Below are 1538 nucleotides of genomic sequence, written 5' to 3'. Positions count from 1 at the left end.
TGTTGCAACCAAGTTGAAATGTCACCGCGTCTGCAAAGCAGGAATGTCATCAGGTGGCATGACGTGAGCAAAGGCTGACAGGGCGGAGACCTCAGCTATCGCAGCCCTGGCTGGCTTTGCTGTCTGCGATACGCTTGCGATCGGCCAGAGTATTCCAGCCATTGTTCCGGTGTCCGTTCTTTTTGTAATTGTTCTTCGCGCTCACAGGTTTGACCTTCGGCGGCATGCGCTTCTTATCCTGCTGCGCTTTGATATGCGCCAGAACTGCGCTGAGGTGTTTGTTCTCGGTAATGGCGGCGTGTGTGACGCGCTGCTGGTGTGGGTCAAAGATGCTGCAGGGTAGGGCGACGCCTTTGGCGCGGACTTGGATGCGCCCGTCGGGCATCTCGTAGACATCCACGTATTTTCCAACGAGCCCACGTGTCAGATCGTTGACCTCCAGCCGGATGCGCTTGCGATCGTACTTCAGAGTTAAATCCTTGGTAACATAACGTTTGTCACGTAGGCAGAAGACTTCGGCGAGGCGGTCCGGCGCGATGTTCAAGGCGCGGTGCAGATTGTCTGGCTTGGCCGGGGCCTTTGCAAACTTGGCGTTGTAGCGGTCAACGAAACCAGCAAGGAACGCGTTGCCGTCTTCCATGTTCGAGATGCCCGCGATGCGCAGGTCCTTGACCAGCCGGTCTTGCAGCGTCCGGTTCGCTCGTTCGACGCGACCTTTGGCTTGGGAAGAATTGGCGCAGATGATCTCGATGTTCAGCTCGGCCAAGGCACGCCCGAACTGCGTCATGCCCGTCATGTGTTCGCTCGGTTTGGGAACCCTGAACACCGAGTGTTTGTCGCTGTAAAATGCAACGGGACGGCCATGCTTCAGCAGGTAGCTTTCCAGAGCCTCAAAGTAGCTGAAGGTACTCTCGGCGGTGACAAACCGCAGTTCCATCAGCGTACTGGTCGCATCATCAATGAAGACAAGCAGGGTGCAGGGATCACCGCGATCTTCGAACCAGCGGTGATCAGAGCCGTCGATCTGAACCAGCTCACCAAAGCACTCTCGGCGCAAACGCGGCTGATGAAAGGTCCGGCGTTGCTTACGCGATAGCCAGATGCCGTCTTCCTGCATCCACTTGCGGACGGTCTCGCGCGAGACCTTAAACCCGTGGTGGTCGGCCAGCATCTCCGTCACCAATGTCGGGCCGAAATCTGCGTAGCTCTCCTTGATCAGGCTCAAAGCGTAGTCGCGCTTGGCTTTGTGGATGCGGTTGTTCGGAGGCTTCCCGCGCGCCTTATGACGGATCGCGACCGCGCCATCCTGGCGGTATCGCTTCAACAACCTGAAAATCTGCCGACGCGTCAGCTCCAGCATGTTCGCCGCGGTGTCCACGGTCAGTCGACCGTCATCGACCTGCGCCAGAACCGCCACACGATTCAACTCGCGCTCGCTCATAATCAGCCATCCCACGTCCGCTCATCCTCGCATCGTTTTACGGGGAGAGTGACATTCCTGAATTGTTCATGGGTGACATTTTAGCTTTGCCGCTACA

The 1538-nt window shown here is 57.3% G+C and carries 1 protein-coding gene; it reads right to left on the bottom strand.

The window, feature by feature from the left end; all coding sequences use genetic code 11:
• Nucleotides 1–91 precede the first annotated feature (91 nt).
• A complete protein-coding gene (locus CLG85_RS27060) occupies nt 92–1456 on the bottom strand; it encodes an ISNCY family transposase (protein WP_095883285.1) in 1365 nt (454 codons plus the stop codon).
• Between the last annotated feature and the right edge of the window lie 82 nt (nt 1457–1538).

The organism is Alloyangia mangrovi, from assembly GCF_002300555.2.
In the GTDB taxonomy this organism is placed as follows: Bacteria; Pseudomonadota; Alphaproteobacteria; order Rhodobacterales; family Rhodobacteraceae; genus Salipiger; species Salipiger mangrovi.
This window is presented reverse-complemented; position numbering and strand designations above follow the sequence as displayed.